Source organism: Ruegeria sp. B10, from assembly GCF_056539825.1.
Window position 1 is genome coordinate 216,518 of the sequence record NZ_JBQFVP010000007.1, and the last position, 15,509, is coordinate 232,026.

General features: G+C 59.6%; 17 protein-coding genes. 9 read left to right on the forward strand and 8 right to left on the reverse strand.

The features are described from left to right. Window positions 1–24: 24 nt before the first annotated feature. A complete protein-coding gene (locus ACR0J4_RS11765) occupies window positions 25–321 on the reverse strand; it encodes an HNH endonuclease (protein ID WP_170483195.1) in 297 nt (98 codons plus the stop codon). 46 nt (window positions 322–367) lie between these two features. Here ACR0J4_RS11765 and ACR0J4_RS11770 point away from each other — a divergent pair, with 46 nt between their 5' ends. After that, a complete protein-coding gene (locus tag ACR0J4_RS11770) occupies window positions 368–1,546 on the forward strand; it encodes a TIGR03862 family flavoprotein (RefSeq protein ID WP_170642630.1) in 1,179 nt (392 codons plus the stop codon). On the opposite strand, the gene holA is transcribed toward ACR0J4_RS11770, so the two are convergent. From holA to ACR0J4_RS11790, 4 genes are all read right to left on the reverse strand, one after another. Next, window positions 1,543–2,571: a DNA polymerase III subunit delta gene (gene holA, locus ACR0J4_RS11775; RefSeq protein ID WP_170642631.1), complete on the reverse strand. Its 1,029-nt coding sequence runs from the start codon at window positions 2,569–2,571 to the stop codon at window positions 1,543–1,545. The two genes, ACR0J4_RS11770 and holA, sit on opposite strands and share 4 nt — an antisense overlap. After that, window positions 2,568–3,071, reverse strand: coding sequence for an LPS assembly lipoprotein LptE (gene lptE / locus ACR0J4_RS11780; protein ID WP_170642632.1), 504 nt, complete (start codon window positions 3,069–3,071; stop codon window positions 2,568–2,570). Before lptE ends, holA begins: the two co-directional genes overlap by 4 nt. Next, complete coding sequence (gene leuS / locus ACR0J4_RS11785) at window positions 3,058–5,610, reverse strand: leucine--tRNA ligase (RefSeq protein ID WP_170642633.1); 2,553 nt, start codon at window positions 5,608–5,610, stop codon at window positions 3,058–3,060. The genes lptE and leuS overlap by 14 nt, the downstream gene beginning before the upstream one ends. Before the next feature lie 73 nt (window positions 5,611–5,683). Continuing rightward, entirely contained in the window at window positions 5,684–6,172 is a 489-nt protein-coding gene (locus ACR0J4_RS11790; RefSeq protein WP_170638427.1) for a DUF3576 domain-containing protein, read from the reverse strand. Between the two features lie 281 nt (window positions 6,173–6,453). Here ACR0J4_RS11790 and ACR0J4_RS11795 point away from each other — a divergent pair, with 281 nt between their 5' ends. Then, window positions 6,454–7,527 (forward strand): porin, encoded by a 1,074-nt coding sequence (locus ACR0J4_RS11795; protein ID WP_170638237.1) that lies wholly within the window; start codon window positions 6,454–6,456, stop codon window positions 7,525–7,527. A 103-nt stretch (window positions 7,528–7,630) separates the two neighbouring features. Continuing rightward, complete coding sequence (locus tag ACR0J4_RS11800; protein WP_170642634.1) at window positions 7,631–8,290, forward strand: YggS family pyridoxal phosphate-dependent enzyme; 660 nt, start codon at window positions 7,631–7,633, stop codon at window positions 8,288–8,290. On the opposite strand, the gene ACR0J4_RS11805 is transcribed toward ACR0J4_RS11800, so the two are convergent. After that, window positions 8,274–8,774 (reverse strand): L,D-transpeptidase family protein, encoded by a 501-nt coding sequence (locus ACR0J4_RS11805; RefSeq protein ID WP_170642635.1) that lies wholly within the window; start codon window positions 8,772–8,774, stop codon window positions 8,274–8,276. The two genes, ACR0J4_RS11800 and ACR0J4_RS11805, sit on opposite strands and share 17 nt — an antisense overlap. Beyond that, window positions 8,771–9,865 carry a GTP cyclohydrolase II gene (ribA, locus tag ACR0J4_RS11810; protein WP_170552369.1) on the reverse strand — a complete coding sequence of 365 codons (1,095 nt, stop codon included), beginning with the start codon at window positions 9,863–9,865 and terminating at the stop codon, window positions 8,771–8,773. The genes ACR0J4_RS11805 and ribA overlap by 4 nt, the downstream gene beginning before the upstream one ends. Window positions 9,866–10,027: 162 nt before the next feature. Between ribA and ACR0J4_RS11815 the strand changes: the two genes are divergently transcribed. The 6 genes from ACR0J4_RS11815 to ACR0J4_RS11840 all read left to right on the forward strand — a co-directional run bounded on the left by ACR0J4_RS11815 (window position 10,028) and on the right by ACR0J4_RS11840 (window position 14,201). After that, window positions 10,028–10,714 carry a response regulator transcription factor gene (locus ACR0J4_RS11815; RefSeq protein WP_170375588.1) on the forward strand — a complete coding sequence of 229 codons (687 nt, stop codon included), beginning with the start codon at window positions 10,028–10,030 and terminating at the stop codon, window positions 10,712–10,714. Between the two features lie 342 nt (window positions 10,715–11,056). Next, complete coding sequence (locus tag ACR0J4_RS11820; protein ID WP_170471399.1) at window positions 11,057–11,446, forward strand: VOC family protein; 390 nt, start codon at window positions 11,057–11,059, stop codon at window positions 11,444–11,446. Window positions 11,447–11,567: 121 nt separating this feature from the next. After that, complete coding sequence (locus ACR0J4_RS11825; protein ID WP_170552374.1) at window positions 11,568–12,356, forward strand: exodeoxyribonuclease III; 789 nt, start codon at window positions 11,568–11,570, stop codon at window positions 12,354–12,356. A gap of 76 nt (window positions 12,357–12,432) precedes the next feature. Continuing rightward, on the forward strand, window positions 12,433–13,350 hold the full coding sequence (gene trxA / locus ACR0J4_RS11830) for a thioredoxin (protein WP_170642636.1): 918 nt from the start codon (window positions 12,433–12,435) through the stop codon (window positions 13,348–13,350). A 27-nt stretch (window positions 13,351–13,377) separates the two neighbouring features. Beyond that, window positions 13,378–14,019, forward strand: a complete 642-nt coding sequence (locus ACR0J4_RS11835; protein WP_170552397.1) for an LON peptidase substrate-binding domain-containing protein — start codon at window positions 13,378–13,380, stop codon at window positions 14,017–14,019. Continuing rightward, a complete protein-coding gene (locus ACR0J4_RS11840) occupies window positions 14,016–14,201 on the forward strand; it encodes a Trm112 family protein (RefSeq protein WP_170375578.1) in 186 nt (61 codons plus the stop codon). The genes ACR0J4_RS11835 and ACR0J4_RS11840 overlap by 4 nt, the downstream gene beginning before the upstream one ends. A 25-nt stretch (window positions 14,202–14,226) precedes the next feature. Here the strand turns inward: ACR0J4_RS11840 and ACR0J4_RS11845 are convergent, their stop codons facing one another. Continuing rightward, a complete protein-coding gene (locus tag ACR0J4_RS11845) occupies window positions 14,227–15,453 on the reverse strand; it encodes an FAD-dependent monooxygenase (protein ID WP_170375576.1) in 1,227 nt (408 codons plus the stop codon). Window positions 15,454–15,509: the final 56 nt, after the last annotated feature.

Consider the following 15,509-nt stretch of genomic DNA (forward strand, 5'->3'; position numbering starts at 1 on the left):
CAAATCAAACGCAAAGCGATCTGATCAGCGCCCGCGCCGTTTGCCCGGAACTTTCGACCGGAAACCGGGCGGACGCTTGCGCACCCAGTTCAGGAATTTCTCAAGCCTTGGATGGGCGCGCAGGGCCTCGACCGTGTTGAAGCTGCGCGCCAGCTCGGCCTCGGACAGGGTGGCGTGGACCTCTTTGTGGCAGATCTGGTGCAGTAGAACGGTCGGCCCGCCCTTGCCTCCTTTGAGTTTTGGGATCAGATGATGCAGGCTGCCGCCGCCATCGGGAATGGGGCGGTCGCAAAGCGGGCAGATCGGATCGCTGTTCGTCATGGTTGGGAATGATGCGCCTGCGGGCGGCGAAGGCAAGAGGGCGAGAATGGCGCAGGCAGTGGTGATCGGGGCAGGACCGGCCGGGTTGATGGCGGCCGAGCAGCTTGCCCTTGCCGGTCACTCGGTTCTGGTGGCCGAGGCCAAGCCCTCGGTCGCGCGCAAGTTCCTCATGGCGGGCAAGTCGGGTCTCAACCTAACCAAAGATGAGTCCCTTGAGACACTTATTCAATCTTTTGATGAAGCCGCAGGCTGGCTGCGCCCGATGCTGGCTGAGTTCGACGCGCAGGCTGTACAGGACTGGGCGCGCGACTTGGGGCAAGAGCTTTTCACCGGCTCAACAGGCCGTGTTTTTCCAACCGTTATGAAAGCCTCACCCTTGCTGCGCGCATGGCTCGCGCGTCTGGCTGATCGCGGTGTCGAGATCCGAACCCGCTGGCGATGGACAGGGTGGGAGGGGCAAGCGCTGGTTTTTGATACCCAGGATGGTCCGCAACGGCTGCAGCCCGACGCAACTGTGCTTGCCATGGGCGGGGCCAGCTGGGCGCGGTTGGGCTCGGATGGAGCTTGGGCGCCATGGCTGGCAGATAAAGGTGTGCAGCTTGCGCCCTTTGCACCGGCAAATGCTGGGTTATTGGTCGACTGGTCGGATCACATGACCGCGCATTTTGGGGCGCCCATCAAAGGTGTCGCGCTACAAGCCGGAACCCAGCGCACACGCGGCGAGGCAGTGGTATCGGCCCGCGGCTTGGAAGGCGGGGGTATCTACTCTATCTGCAAGCCCGTGCGAGAGGGTGCGCCCCTGTCGATCGATTTGATGCCTGACCTGCCTGTCTCAGAAGTGGCGGCACGAATGGCAAAACCGCGCGGCAAGGCGAGCTTGTCCAATCACCTGCGCAAAGCTCTGAAACTGGGGCCGGTGCGAACTGCCTTGCTGATGGAGTTCGCCCGTCCCCTTCCAAACGCACCCGACGACGTCGCCGCACTGATCAAAGCCCTGCCGGTACGCCACGCAGGATTGCGCCCGATGGATGAGGCGATCTCAACCGCTGGAGGGATCACACGCGCTGCCATGACCGACGGATTGATGCTGAGCGCGATGCCCGGAGTGTTCTGTGCCGGTGAGATGTTGGATTGGGAGGCACCCACTGGCGGCTACCTTCTCACGGCCTGTCTGGCGACCGGGCGCTGGGCTGGACGGGTTGCGGCGGACTGGTTGAACCGCTAACGCGACCGGGCCAGCATCGCCAGCCGGATCATCGCGCGTTCGACCAAGGCCATCGCAGGAGCCGTTTGCCCCGCCGAGCGCAGCGACAGGTCGGTATCTGTCAGCACTGTCAGCGCTGTCTGCAGCTTGGGCGCACCCCACCCTTGAGCCTGCCGCAAAATACGGTCGCGTCTTTTGCCATAGACGGGCGGGCGCAATTTGCCGATCCCTTGCGCCGCCCCACCGGGGTCGGAGGCACAGGCGTAAAGCGTGCGGAAATGCCTGGTCGCGCCGATGCACAGCGTCACCCCGTTGGTGCCCTGCGCCTGCAGGCGACGGATCAGCGGGCCTATTTCTCCGGCGCGGCCTTCGGCGACCACGTTCAATACATCATCCAGCGCGGCCTCGGTCGAGCGGGGCGCGCAGGCTTCGATGTCTTCAAGGCTGAGTTCGCTCTCGTCGCCGCGTTTATAAAGCGACAGCTTCTCGACCGTTTGGGTAAAATCACCGGGGCTGAGGCTGACCGCCAACTCTCCCAGCGCCGACATCGCGTCGCGCGGGATGTTTTGTAGTCCGGCCTGAGTCAGAATCCGTTCGACCTCGGCCCGAGAGGGCGGATCGTCATAGATGCCCACCGCATAAGCTGCCGGATGCGATTCGAAGGCCTTGCGGATTTTCGAGCTGGCTTTCAATTGCCCCGCAGTCACGATGATCTGAGCATCTCCGGGCGTCCAATCCTCAAGCGCAGCAAGGATCGCGGGCGCGGCGGTATCGGTTGCCTCTTCCACGAACACCGCGCGCGGGCCCGGGAAAAATCCAACCGCTTTGACCGCATCCAGCAATAGCGCCGGGTCGCCGCGCAGATCGCTGCCTGGCATTCGGGTCAGACGCATCTCTTCTTCGGCATTTGCCCCAAGCAGCGCGGTCAGCACCTGCTGGCGCTTCAAAGCCACGCGCATGGTGTCGGCGCCGTAGATCAGAAGCCCGGTTTTGTCCGCGTCCGGTCTGGCAAAATACCCGTCAGCCTCGCGCGGGCTCAACTTCATGAGGTCAGGCCCGGCGTCGCATAGAGGCGATTGACGATCTGGTCGGACAGAATCATCATCAGGCGCTCTCGGGCGTCGCGCTCATCCGCAAGGGTCGAAACGCTGGAACCTGCCGCCGAATAGCCTACGAAATCCGTCACTGCGCCCGAGGCCAGAATCTGCCCGGTTTCATTCGATTTCAGCGTGTATTCGGCGCGCCCGTCGATGGACAAACGGTTGATTTCGTTGGTGGACGTGATCGCAGCAGCCTGGACGGCGGTCTCAACACGGACATCCAGACGGTAGGCATTGCCTGAGGTCGCGCTGCGCCCGAGCTTTTGTTCGAGGTTCTGAACCAGCAGGTAACTCTCGACCGTGTTCGGGGCCGATACCTCTACCTTGCCAAACAGTTCTGAGCCCGCCCCTCCGGGCGCATAGATCGGCTCAAACCCGCAGGCGGCCCCAAGAAAACAGGCAGCCAGCGGGGCAAACAAAAAACTTCTGCGGTTAAACGACGACATTCACGATCCGGCCCGGGACAACAATCACCTTCTTCGGCGCGGCTCCCTCCAACGCCTTTTGCACAGCTTCGGTGCTGAGCGCGATTTTTTCAACCTCATCCTTGGGCATATCCTTGGGAACGCTGATTTCCGCGCGGCGTTTGCCGTTGATCTGGATCGGCAGGGTGATGGTGTCATCGACCAGCATCGCCTCATCCGCTACCGGCCAAACAGCGGTTGCCACAAGACCCTCACCACCCAGCAGCTGCCAGAGTTCCTCGGACAGGTGCGGCGTCATCGGCGACATCAACTGTGCCAACGTCTGAGCGGCTTCGCGCTTGGCCACGGTCCCTGCTTTCGACTTCGCCAGAGTATTGGTAAAGGCATAAAGCTTGGCAATCGAGGCGTTGAAGCCAAAGGATTCGACACCCCCCGACACATCATGGATCGCTTTGTGCATCTCGCGCAGCAGGGTTTCGTCTTCTCCATTGCCCGGAACGTCCGACTCGGCGATCTCGGAGGCGATGCGATGTACTCGGCTGAGGTGCTTGAATGCAGCCTCGGCACCGGAGGCTGTCCATTCCACGTCCCGCTCGGGCGGCGAATCGGACAGGACGAACCAACGGGCAGTATCTGCGCCGAAGGCCGAGATGATGCTGACCGGGTCCACGACGTTTTTCTTGGATTTCGACATTTTCGCCGAAGGGATGATTTCAACCTTGGTGCCATCGGCCAATTTGCCGTCGGTCACGTCCTCGGGCAGGTGATAGACAGGGCGGCCATTGGCGTCGCGCGTCTGGTAGATCTCATGCGTGACCATGCCCTGGGTAAACAGTGCATTGAACGGCTCGATGGCCTTTTTCGGAAGATGGCCGGTGATCTGCATGGCGCGGGCGAAAAACCGGGAATAGAGCAGGTGCAGAATCGCATGCTCAATACCGCCGATATACTGGTCCACATTCATCCAGTACTCGGCCTCAGCCAGATCGGTCGGGGTTTCCGCGCGCGGAGCGGTGAAGCGGGCGTAGTACCAGGACGAATCGACGAACGTGTCCATCGTGTCTGTTTCACGCTTGGCCGGTGCGCCACAGGATGGGCAGGGCGTATCCCTCCAGCTGGGGTGACGGTCCAGCGGATTGCCGGGGATCGAGAAGTCGATGGCTTTGCCGTTGCCGTCATCATAGGGCAGCTCGATCGGCAGGTTCTCTTTCTTCTCGGGGACCGTGCCGCATTTTTCGCAGTGAACCACGGGAATCGGGCAGCCCCAGTAGCGCTGGCGGCTAAGACCCCAGTCGCGCAGGCGGAATTTGGTGACACCTTCGCCCCAACCGGCCTTTTCGGCAAAATCGACGGTGGCGTTGATGGCCTCTTCGCCGGTTGCCTCAGTCAGGCCCGCAAAATGGTTGACCCAGCGGACTTTCTCGGTTTTTGGCGGAACGAATGCGAGCTTGTCGACCGGAGACTCATCGTCCAGCGCAAAGAACGTATCGACCACGGGCAGGCCGTATTTGCGGCAGAAATCCAGATCGCGCTGGTCATGGGCCGGGCAGGCGAAAATCGCGCCGGTGCCGTAATCCATCAGGATGAAGTTTGCGATCCAGACCGGCAGTTCCCAGTTCGGGTCCAGAGGGTGCTTGACCTTGATGCCAGTGTCATAGCCCAGCTTCTCGGCAGTCTCGATCGCTTCTTCTGTGGTGCCACCTTTGCGGCATTCAGAAACGAATTCAGCGACTTCTGGGTTTTCAGCCTCAAGCTGTTTGGCAATCGGGTGATCTGGCGAGATGCCGACAAAAGACGCGCCTAGCAGGGTGTCGGGGCGAGTCGTGTATACGGTGATCGGCTCACCTCCATCGATGCGTTCAAAGCCAAATTGCAGGCCACGCGACTTGCCGATCCAGTTCTCCTGCATCAGTCGGACTTTGGCGGGCCAGTTCTCAAGCGTGTCCAGGGCGTCCAGCAGCTCCTCGGAATAGTCCGAGATCTTGAAGAACCATTGCGTCAGCTCGCGCCTTTCCACCAAAGCGCCCGAGCGCCAGCCGCGTCCGTTTTCGACCTGCTCGTTGGCCAGAACGGTCATATCGACCGGGTCCCAGTTCACGACGGCGTTCTTGCGGTAGACCAGACCGGCTTCGAGCATATCGAGGAACAGTGCTTGTTGCTGGCCATAATATTCCGGGTCACAGGTGGCGAATTCGCGCGACCAGTCGATCGACAGACCCAAAGGCTTCATCTGCCCGCGCATGTCGGCGATGTTGCCATAGGTCCAGTCTTTTGGGTGGCCGCCAATCGCCATCGCAGCGTTTTCTGCCGGCATCCCGAACGCGTCCCATCCCATCGGGTGCAAGACGTTGTGGCCGGTCGCCAGCTTGTGCCGCGCGATCACGTCGCCCATCGTGTAGTTGCGCACGTGACCCATATGGATTCGGCCAGACGGGTAGGGGAACATCTCAAGCACGTAGTATTTCGGCTTGTCCGCCTTGTGGTCGGCGGTGAAGATTCCGGCCTTGTCCCAGGCCTCTTGCCATTTTGCTTCGATTTCACTGGCCGAGTAGCGCGACATCATGCGGTCCTTCGTAACTGAAAACGCCGGGTAGGAACCCGGCGTGGTCTTTAGAGCGATTTTGATCGGGTTGCTAGAACTTGTTGTCTGCAATCCGTAGCTGTCTTGCGCGCGAGAGGATTGCATCCTCGACCGCGCGGGTGGTTGCGGCGCTGACCGGAGAGCCCCCGCTGGACTGCAGCGCAACCGAAAGGGAACGTGCGGCAAGCGCCGGGTCGCTAATATGCACGGTGGCGCGATACTGCCGCCCGCCGCCCGGAGGGGTGCCGTAACCCGTTACGATTACACCGGTAAAGGGATCAACCTCTTGCACGGGCAGGAAATTCAGAACATCCAGCGACGCCGCCCATAGGTAGCGGTTCACGTTGGTAGTCTGCTCGGCATTGTTGGGGCCGAAGATATCCCAGATCGACGTGCGTTCTGGATCATTCAGCTCGCGCTCATCTGTGCGAGTGCTGTTCGAGGTAAGCAGGTCCGGGTTGGTGACGGCGCTGCGATTCTGTCCGCATGCTGCAAGAGTGGCAGTCAGAAAGATCAAACCCAAAGTCGTTGGCAAGCGCATCGTCGGTCGGTCCTGTTTCGCTATATTTGCGGTCATTGGAAGCTACTCCTAGCCAAGGACCCTTTGCGCAACAAGCCTATTCTTATCAAATCCCACTATATCCGCGTGACAGGGCGGTGATCAGGACTGTGGCATCCTTGCACCAATCCAACTTCAATGCGGCCCCGGTATTTAGGCCAACCTTGCACAAAGGGGGGGAAAAGAGCGAAACGATGTCCGTGCTGAGACATATGCTTTGCATGTGTCGAGTAGATAAACTTTTTGAAACCGAGGGAAACAAGATGAAAAAAGTTCTCTTCGCAACGACGGCGCTGGTAGCGACCGCAGGCGTTGCAGCAGCTGAAGTTAACTTCAGCGGTTACGGCCGGTTCGGTCTGGGTTACCAGGAAGACCGTACGCGAACCACCACCCTTACCGATGCTGGCGCCGACGGCGTGCCGGGTACTTCCGATGACGTCTCCTATGCAGGTACGACTGAATCTGACGACGTGATCCTGGTTTCGCGTTTCCGTCTGAACATTGACGGCATCGCAGAAACCGATGGCGGTGTTCGCTTCGAAGGTCGTATTCGTGTACAGGCTGACGACGATGGCCAAGGCGAAGCTGGTACAGCTCAGCTGAACGGCGCACGTTACTCGGTTATCTTCGGTGGTCTGCGTGTTGACGCCGGCAACATCGCCGGTTCGTTCGACAACCTTGCAAACTACTACGGCTACGAAGTTGGTCTGGAAACATTCCTGGGTCAGTACTCGGGTGTTGACTATAGCTTCGCAACCTACAGCTCGTCGGGCGCAGGCGTAAACGGCGTATTCTTCCAGTACGCTGTTGGTGACTTCGCATTCGGCGCGTCGTACGACCAAGCTGCAACCATCACTGCAAGCAACCCGACTGCTCCGGTTGCGCCAGCAACTGTCGGTACACTTGACCTGGTTGAAGAAGATGGAGACCGTTGGGACATCAGCGCAACCTACACCTTCGACAACATCACTGCCGCTCTGGCCTACGGTCAGACCGACGGTGGCTCGGGTGACGACCCAAGCCTGCTCGTTTTCACCTTGGGTGCTGAGTTCGGCGACTTCGCAGGTACTCTGTTTGTTGCAGACGATAACACCGAAGTAGATGCCACCGACGGCACTGCATACGGTCTGTCGGTTGCCTACAACGTTGGCGCTGCGACCACCATCCAGTTCGTCTACGGTGACGGTTCGGCTGATGGCGATACCCGCAACGTTGGTATCGGCGCTCACTACGACCTGGGTGGCGGTGTATCGCTGCGCGGTGGTATCGGCCAAATCAAAGAAGGCGAAGCAGACAGCTTTGTCCGCGCCGACTTTGGTGCCCAGTTCAACTTCTAAGTTGATCTGAACCACACGGTTCTAGGGCGGGTCTTCGGACCCGCCCTTTTCTTTTGCGCCGACTTGGTGTTTGTCTCGCTGCAAATCAGATTTGAGGATCACCATGTCGCTGTCAGAGATTTCCGCCCGTATCGCTAAAGCCGAAGCCAAGGCCGGGCGGGCTGCTGGGTCGGTGAAGCTGATTGCCGTATCCAAAGTGCAGCCAAATGAGCGTGTGCAGGATGTGCTGGAGCAAGGCCACCGGTGCTTTGGAGAGAACCGCGTGCAGGAAGCGGCCGGCAAATGGCCCGCGTTCAAGGAGCAATTCGAAGGCGTTGATCTTCACCTCATCGGCCCGCTGCAAACCAACAAAGCCCGTCAGGCGATGGAGCTTTGCGACGCTATCCACTCGGTCGATCGCCCGAAGTTGGCGAAAACTCTGGCACGGTTGGCGCAGGAGCTTGGGTCCTGTCCGGACCTCTTCATTCAGGTCAATACGGGGGAAGAGGAACAGAAGGCCGGTATCCTTCCTGCAGTTGCGGATGGGTTCATTGCAGAATGCCGGGCGCTGGACCTGCCCATACGCGGTCTGATGTGCATCCCGCCGGTCGAGGAAGAACCCGCGCTGCATTTTGCCTTGCTGGCGAAGATTGCTGCCCGCAATGACCTCGAGGGTCTTTCGATGGGTATGAGCGGCGATTTCGAACAGGCGATAGCGCTGGGGGCCACCCATGTGCGCGTCGGCTCGGCCATCTTTGGCGAACGGGTCAGACCTCAGGAATGATCAGGCGGGTGCCGGGCGTGATCCGCTCGGCTATCCAGCGCAGGTGGTCGCGACGGAAGGCGACACAGCCCTCGGTCGGATAACCCGGTCTCCGCCATTGGTGCAGGAAGATGGCAGAGCCTTTGCCCGGCACCGCATTCGGCCAATTCCAATCGGTCAGCAGCACCAGATCATAGAGAGGGTCCGCGCGGCGCAACCGTTCGTGGCTGAACGGATAGGGGGCAGTGACCAGTTGGTTGTAACGACTGTCTTTCGAATCGTCCGACCACAGGTCTTGCGGGCCGATCGGAATGGCCCATGACGCAGGCGCCGAGATCCGATCCGCGCGGTAGAGCATGCCGACAATGCGATGGACGCCGACCGGCGTGGCGCCATCGCCTTCGCGTTTGGCGGTGCTCCGCCCACCTTTCCCGATTGAGCAGGGAAAGGACCGCCCCCGGAACCGAATACCCCGGGGGGTCAGCACCAAATCTGCGGGTGTCACAGCAAATGCCCGGATTTCGCAGCCTTGGTCTCAAGATATCCGCGGTTATGGGCGGTTTCCCCGACTTTCAGCGGAACCCGCTCGGCGACGGCGATCCCCGTGCGCTCCATCATGGCGATCTTCGCGGGATTGTTGGTCAGCAACCGGACCGAGCTGAAGCCCAGCGATTTCAGAATATCCGACCCGAGGCGGAAATCGCGCTCATCGTCTTCAAACCCAAGGCGGTGGTTGGCTTCGACCGTGTCAAAGCCCTGATCTTGCAGGAAATAAGCGCGCATCTTGTTGGCCAGCCCGATTCCGCGCCCTTCCTGGTTCAGATAGAGCAACACTCCGGCTCCCTCGGCACCCATCTGAGCTAGCGCGCCGCGCAGCTGAGGGCCGCAGTCGCATTTCAGACTGCCCATGATGTCGCCTGTAAAACACGCCGAATGAAGCCGAGCCAAGACGGGCTTGCTGCGATCCGGTCGCCCGACCTCGACCGCGTAGTGCTCTTCCCCGCCGTCTTCAGGGCGGAAAACGTGCAACCGACCGGCCTCGGACACCTCCATCGGCAAGCGCGCGGCGACAACCGGGTGCAGGGCGCTGCGATCTGCCAGATGCGGCGCGGCCCGGGAGTGATCTATGCAAGTCAAACCGTGGGTTGCCACGAAATTACGACCGTCTTCGACCGGCAGCACCACGGCGGCAGGCAGCAATCGGGCGGATTTGGCCAGCGCGATAGCAATGCGGTGCAGATTGGCATTGCCTTGCCTCTCGGTCATCAGGGGGCCTTTCATCGGCGCATTCAGATCGTCCGATGGGTCCGCCACGGCCTGAACCCATGCCATGTCTGCATCTGCAGGGATCAACACCCGCGCCAGATCGCCATCGTAAGCGCGCGCTTTCAGCGTTTCCGCCCGTCGCCCGGTGATGGCCACAACAGGTGCCCCACCCAAACTGCGCAGATCGGCCAGTCTCTGGGGCGTGATGGTTTCGGCCGAGATGGCCAGAACGCTGCCGCCATTGTCATCCACCAGCGCGATTGGCACGCCCATCCGCAGGTCAGCCCGCGCGCGCGCCAGCAATTCGGTGATATCGGGGATGAGACTCATCTATGTTACCCTATAACGTTCGACCCTTTTCCTAGCGCTTTCGGCTGGAATTGTGAAACATTTCCGCTGCGTCTGACACGAAGGCGTGAGACGGTTGCAGTAAATCTTGTTGATTGCATATTCCACACGCAAGTGATGGGAAAGGCTTTGGAGGACCCAAGAATGGCTCAGCTCAAGAAAATCCTGTTGGTGGATGATGACGAGGACCTGCGCGAGGCGCTCAGCGAGCAACTCGTGATGACCGAGGATTTCGACGTGTTCGAAGCCTCTGACGGAGCGTCCGCAATGGAGCGTGCGCGTGAAGCGATCTATGACCTCGTGATTCTGGATGTGGGTCTTCCCGACACGGACGGTCGAGAGCTGTGCCGCCTGATGCGTAAGCAGGGTGTCAAAAGCCCGATCCTGATGCTGACCGGCCATGACAGTGACGCGGACACGATCCTGGGTCTGGATGCCGGTGCCAATGACTATGTCCCCAAGCCCTTCAAATTCCCGGTTTTGCTGGCCCGCATCCGCGCGCAGTTGCGTCAGCATGAACAGTCCGAAGATGCCGTATTCGTACTTGGCCCCTACACGTTCAAGCCTGCAATGAAGATGCTGATCACCGAGGAAGACCGGAAAATCCGTCTGACCGAGAAGGAAACCAACATCCTCAAGTTCCTCTACCGCTCGACCGATGGTGTGGTGGCGCGCGACGTCCTGCTACATGAGGTCTGGGGCTATAACGCGGGTGTGACGACCCACACGCTCGAGACGCATATCTACCGCCTGCGTCAGAAAATCGAGCCTGATCCGTCAAATGCTCGCCTTTTGGTCACAGAGTCAGGTGGATATCGACTGGTATCTTGATCCGAGGTGGATTGATTTGGATCAAAGTGATACGCTGAAGTCATAATTAGGTTACTCCCAACCCGTGCATGTCCGGGTAATGACATGTACCTCCCTGTTGGACTGCCGGGCCAGATGGCCCGGCTTTTTTTCGTTGAGCGTGTCCACAATCGCTCATGCCCCGGCGTTGGGCTGCCTATCACTACCCGCTCAGAAAATGTTTGTTCAATCGGCAAGATGCGTCAGTTGAACCAGTGTCTGAGGTATGGGTCCTTTTGCGACCTCCGCAATTCAGGGGTTGCACTACGGTCGACGGAATGTCATTTGTTCCCGATATGTTCCATATATTTCGCGAGGTATACTATGTCCCTAAATTACGTGATGATCGGTTCAAACGATGTAGCAAAGGCGAGGGATTACTTCGATGCCGTCTTGCCCCTGATTGGTGGAACGGTGGTTATGGAATTCATGCCCCATGGGTTTTGCTATGGTCTGCGCGGTGGTGGGCGGATTTGGGTCGCTCCGCCGTACAACAAGGAAGCAGCAACGCCAGGCAATGGGAATATGGTCGGTTTGCTGTGCGAAAGCGAAGAAGAAGTGCAGGCAGCCCATGCGGCGGCTCTCTCTGCTGGCGGAACCAACGAAGGGGAGCCGGGACCACGCCCGCAATATGGCCCTGACTTCTATGGAGCTTACGTCCGAGACCTTGATGGCAACAAAATGAGTTTCGTCTATTTCGGCGACGCGGACTGAGCGCATCAAAAGCTCAGTCCGCATAGCAGTCATTGACGAACCCTAGCCGTTTATGGCCTGTTCTCGTGGCGCCCAACGCCGTGCCACGCCAAGCCCGGCTTCGACAAAGGATTCCCCTATTATGCCCTTCACCCTTGCCACCTGGAACATCAACTCGGTCCGCCTGCGCGAGCCTATCGTGCTGAAATTGCTGCAGGAAGAGGCTCCGGATGTGCTGTGTTTGCAGGAATGCAAGTCTCCGGTTGAAAAGATTCCGACCGAAGGGTTTGCTGAGCTGGGTTATACTCACATGGTGGCCCGTGGGCAGAAGGGATACAACGGTGTCGCCATTCTGTCGCGCATCCCGATGGAAGAGGTCGGCGACAAAGATTTCGCCGGTCTTGGCCATGCTCGTCACATCGCGGCCCGCTTGGAAAATGGCGTCACCATCCAAAACTTCTATGTCCCTGCAGGCGGGGATGTGCCGGATCGAGAGGTGAACGAGAAGTTCGGGCAAAAGCTCGACTACCTAACCGATATGCGCGACTGGTTCCATGCGGAAAAGCCTGAAAAATCCATTCTGGTTGGTGATCTGAACATCGCCCCGCGCAAGGACGATGTGTGGTCGCACAAACAACTGCTCAAGGTCGTCTCGCACACGCCGATTGAGGTTGAGGCATTGGCTGAAACACAAGATGCGGGCGGTTGGATCGATATCACCCGGCAGGACATCCCTGAAGGGCAGCTTTATAGTTGGTGGTCCTACCGGGCGCGCGATTGGGACGCAGCTGACAAGGGCCGGCGACTGGATCACGTTTGGGCCACGCCGGATATCTCGAACGCGGGGCATTCCAGCCGTGTCCTGCGCGATGCGCGCGGGTGGGAAAAACCAAGCGACCACGCCCCCGTTTTCGCCAGTTTCGACCTTTAGACTTGCAACTCGGCTCTTGGTTTCTGCAGCAAGGGACTGCATATAGGGCGCACGTTTGAACCGGAGAGTGAATGCCATGGACCTTCTGAGCGGCGCGGAAAGCACCTCAGCCACCGATCTGATCAAGGACAGCAGCGAAGCCACCTTTATGGAGGATGTTGTCGAGGCTTCGCAGGAAATTCCGGTGATCGTGGATTTCTGGGCACCTTGGTGTGGGCCTTGCAAGACGCTTGGGCCCGCGCTTGAAGAAGCGGTGACCGCGGCAAAAGGCGCGGTCAAAATGGTCAAAATTAACGTAGATGAGGCGCAAATGATCGCGTCTCAGATGCGCATTCAGTCGATTCCGACCGTCTATGCATTCTTCAAGGGTCAGCCGGTGGACGGCTTTCAAGGCGCTTTGCCGGGGTCCGAGATCAAAGCATTTATCGACCGCGTGATCGAGGCGGCCGGTGGCGAAAGCCCCGGTGGTCAACTGGAGGATGCCGTACAAGCAGCCGAGGAAATGCTGGCAGAAGGCGCAGACGTGGATGCGGCGCAGACCTTTGCCGCGATTCTGGGCGAAGACCCCAACCATGCCGCTGCCTATGGTGGTCTGGTGCGTGCGCATATTGCCTCGGGCGATCTGGAACAGGCCGAGGCGATCCTGAACGGTGCCCCCGCCGAGATCTCAAACACTCCGGAACTCGAAGCTGCCCATGCTCAGTTGGAACTGGCCAAGCAGGCGGCGGATGCGGGCCCAGTGGCCGAGCTGACCGCTGCCGTTGAGGCCGAGCCGGACAATCATCAGACCCGGTTCGATCTGGCGCAGGCCCTGCACGCCAATGGCGATGTGGAAGAGGCCGTGACGCAGCTGTTGGAGCTGTTCCGCCGCGATCGTGAGTGGAATGAGGGCGCTGCCAAAACGCAGTTGTTCACGATCTTCGATGCGCTCAAGCCCAATGATCCGATTGTTCTGAACGGGCGGCGCAAACTCAGCTCGATGATATTTGCCTAATTTCGGATCAGAGCTAGACTCGGGTCTATGATTCATCCCGCCGACTTGCCGGATACGATATCCGTGTTTCCACTGCCCGGGGCGCTGCTGCTGCCTCGGTCGCGACTGCCGTTGCACATCTTCGAGCCGCGCTACCTTCAGATGCTGGACGATGCCCTGAAAACAAAGGAGCGGCTGATCGGAATGGTTCAGCCGAACCCCTCGCTAAGCGATGACACAAAGCTGCATCGGATCGGTTGCGCCGGTCGTGTCACGCAATTCTCCGAGACTGAGGATGGCCGCTATCTGATCACCCTGACCGGTGTGTCCCGGTTCCGTATCAAGTCCGAACTGGACGCCTTCACACCCTATCGCCGGTGCGAAGTGTCCTGGGAGGGATTTGACCGCGATCTTGGCAAGGCCGAGAAGGACGATGTGTTCGACCGCAGCCGCTTTTTGAACCTGCTGGAACGCTTCTTCGACTCGCGTGATCTGTCGACCGATTGGGATTCGCTGAAAGAAGCAGATGATGAGCTCTTGGTAAATTCTCTGTCGATGCTGATGGATTTCGATCCGGAGGACAAACAGGCCCTGCTAGAGGCCCCCTGTCTGCGCACAAGGCGTGAGACGCTGGTGACATTGATCGAATTCGCGCTGCGGGGCGGATCAAATGAGGAAAAACTGCAATGAGCGAGACTGAACACGCCTTCGACCGCCACATGCTTGAAGCGCTGATTTGCCCTCAGACGCATACGACGCTGCACTATGATGCGGATAAGCAGGAACTGGTGTCAAAGGCCGCGGGTCTGGCCTTTCCGATCCGCAACGGCATCCCCGTTATGTTGGTCGATGAGGCGCGCGCTCTGGACTGAGCGGTTCTGAGCGCTCACGAATGTTCTAGATTGCCCGTCCTTGCAATAGCTTCGGCAGGTCGCCGGTCAACCCGGCGGCTTCGCGAACAAAGCCCCGGCGCAGGCCGGGCAGGGATCCGACAATGCCCATCCCTATGTCCCGCCCAAGGCGCAGCAGCGGGTTGTCATTCGAAAACAGCTTGTTGAACATATCGGTTGCCATGGCCAGTGAGGCCGTGTCGAACCGCCGCCATTCCTGATAGCGCTCCAGCACCAGAACCGACCCGATATCCTCGCCGCGCCGTCCGGCCAAGGTCAGCACTTCGGCCAAGGCACCCACGTCCCGCAGCCCGGCGTTCAGGCCCTGGCCTGCAATGGGGTGCATCCCGTGTGCGGCATCGCCCACAAGGGCAAGGCGATCCGAGATGAAGGAATTGGCTATGGTCAGGTTCAATGGATAGGTGAAGCGGTCGCCCTGCAGGCGGATGTCGCCCAGAAAATCCCCGAACCGAGGGCGCAAGACCTGCAAATAGTCGGCCTCGGGCAGGGCGTTGATGCGCTGCGCTGCCTCGGTGCGTTCGCTCCAGACGATCGAGCTGCGATTGCCGGTCAGTGGCAGGATCGCAAGTGGGCCGGGGGGCATGAAGAACTGATGTGCAATGCCGTGATGCGGCAGGTCGTGTTCAATTGCGCAGACAAGGGCTGTTTGGCCGTAGTCCCAACCGGTACGCTTGATCCCGGCGCGGGATGCAGTTCCACTACTGCGCCCGTCGCAGCCTACGATCAGATGACCCTCAACACTCGCATCATCATCCAGCGTCAACGTCACACCAGTTGCATCGACCTGTTGCGAAACGACCGTTCTGCCGTTGATCTGGATGATCGCATTGTCTTTCGCCATCGCCTCAAGAAACGCGCGGCGCAGGTGGCGATCTTCGACCATATAACCCATCGGGCCTTCCTCGATCTCGGCATGGTCGAAATGCATGAAAAAGGGTGACGGCCCGATACCCGCATGACCATCGGTTACCTTGATCTCAAGCATGGGCTGGGCATGTTCCTCGACCCGCTCCCACACACCGATTGCGTCAAGCAACCGCTTGGACGCCAGCGCCAGCGCATAAGACCGCCCGTCGAATGCCGCGTTCTTGCGGACCTTTTCGCCCAACGTGTCAATCACGCAAACAGAATGCCCGGTTTGCGCCAGTGCCAATGCAAGGGCCGCGCCGTTCAGGCCTCCGCCCACGATCAGGATTTTCGATGCCTGTGTCATGCCCTGCAATATGCGCGCCCTTTCGGGATTGTCCATGTGCGGTCCTGTCGCTACCG

Coding starts and splice junctions, on each gene's coding strand:
- trxA (WP_170642636.1), top strand. CDS start 12,433: ATGGACCTTCTGAGCGGCGCGGAAAGCACCTCAGCCACCGATCTGATC.
- ACR0J4_RS11840 (WP_170375578.1), top strand. CDS start 14,016: ATGAGCGAGACTGAACACGCCTTCGACCGCCACATGCTTGAAGCGCTG.
- ACR0J4_RS11820 (WP_170471399.1), top strand. CDS start 11,057: ATGTCCCTAAATTACGTGATGATCGGTTCAAACGATGTAGCAAAGGCG.
- ACR0J4_RS11845 (WP_170375576.1), bottom strand. CDS start 15,453: ATGACACAGGCATCGAAAATCCTGATCGTGGGCGGAGGCCTGAACGGC.
- leuS (WP_170642633.1), bottom strand. CDS start 5,610: ATGTCGCGCTACTCGGCCAGTGAAATCGAAGCAAAATGGCAAGAGGCC.
- ACR0J4_RS11825 (WP_170552374.1), top strand. CDS start 11,568: ATGCCCTTCACCCTTGCCACCTGGAACATCAACTCGGTCCGCCTGCGC.
- ACR0J4_RS11800 (WP_170642634.1), top strand. CDS start 7,631: ATGTCGCTGTCAGAGATTTCCGCCCGTATCGCTAAAGCCGAAGCCAAG.
- ACR0J4_RS11770 (WP_170642630.1), top strand. CDS start 368: ATGGCGCAGGCAGTGGTGATCGGGGCAGGACCGGCCGGGTTGATGGCG.
- ACR0J4_RS11765 (WP_170483195.1), bottom strand. CDS start 321: ATGACGAACAGCGATCCGATCTGCCCGCTTTGCGACCGCCCCATTCCC.
- ACR0J4_RS11835 (WP_170552397.1), top strand. CDS start 13,378: ATGATTCATCCCGCCGACTTGCCGGATACGATATCCGTGTTTCCACTG.
- lptE (WP_170642632.1), bottom strand. CDS start 3,071: ATGTCGTCGTTTAACCGCAGAAGTTTTTTGTTTGCCCCGCTGGCTGCC.
- ACR0J4_RS11815 (WP_170375588.1), top strand. CDS start 10,028: ATGGCTCAGCTCAAGAAAATCCTGTTGGTGGATGATGACGAGGACCTG.
- holA (WP_170642631.1), bottom strand. CDS start 2,571: ATGAAGTTGAGCCCGCGCGAGGCTGACGGGTATTTTGCCAGACCGGAC.
- ribA (WP_170552369.1), bottom strand. CDS start 9,865: ATGAGTCTCATCCCCGATATCACCGAATTGCTGGCGCGCGCGCGGGCT.
- ACR0J4_RS11795 (WP_170638237.1), top strand. CDS start 6,454: ATGAAAAAAGTTCTCTTCGCAACGACGGCGCTGGTAGCGACCGCAGGC.
- ACR0J4_RS11790 (WP_170638427.1), bottom strand. CDS start 6,172: ATGCGCTTGCCAACGACTTTGGGTTTGATCTTTCTGACTGCCACTCTT.